Annotated in this window: 1 protein-coding gene and 1 pseudogene; both read left to right on the forward strand. The window is 36.8% G+C overall.

Annotated elements, in window-relative coordinates; genetic code table 11:
• A pseudogene (locus AC3WOM_RS26730) lies at positions 1-189 on the forward strand (group II intron reverse transcriptase/maturase); the annotation flags it as partial.
• Positions 190-209: 20 nt separating this feature from the next.
• Positions 210-517, forward strand: a 308-nt coding sequence (locus AC3WOM_RS26735; protein WP_492449231.1) for a group II intron maturase-specific domain-containing protein, incomplete at its 3' end; no start/stop codon positions are given.

A 517-nucleotide genomic window follows, 5' to 3' on the forward strand; every position in this document is an offset into this window, starting at 1 on the left:
GGAGAACGTGTCATGGCAAGTGTGAAGAAATATATCGGAGAAGATTTAGGTCTAACGATTAATGAAAAGAAAAGTAAAGTATGCGGTGCAACAAGCGCTACATTCCTAGGTTTTAACATACAAAACTTAATGGGAAAGTTGGATGCCGACCGAGTAAATCCGCTAAACAACGATTCAAAGATAAATTAAGAAAATTAACGAATCGAAAAATAGCAGGAACGTTTGAAGAGATTGTGAAAAGAATCAATCAAACAACGGTTGGATGGATTAATTACTATGGAATTGCCAATATGAAAGCCTTCATAAAAGAAATACAAGGTTGGTTAAACCATCGATTGCGTCAACTCATCTTGAAGAGATGGAAGAAACCAAAAACGAAATATGCGAAACTACGTCAATATGGAATTGACCATGATGATGCGATGAAAATAGCCTATTCAAGAAAAGGGTATTGGCGACTATCGAGAAACGAGATTATCCATCGAGCGATAACAAATGAAAAGCTCACAAAGTGGGG

It is taken from the genome of Lysinibacillus sp. FW301-JW8 (assembly GCF_058788755.1).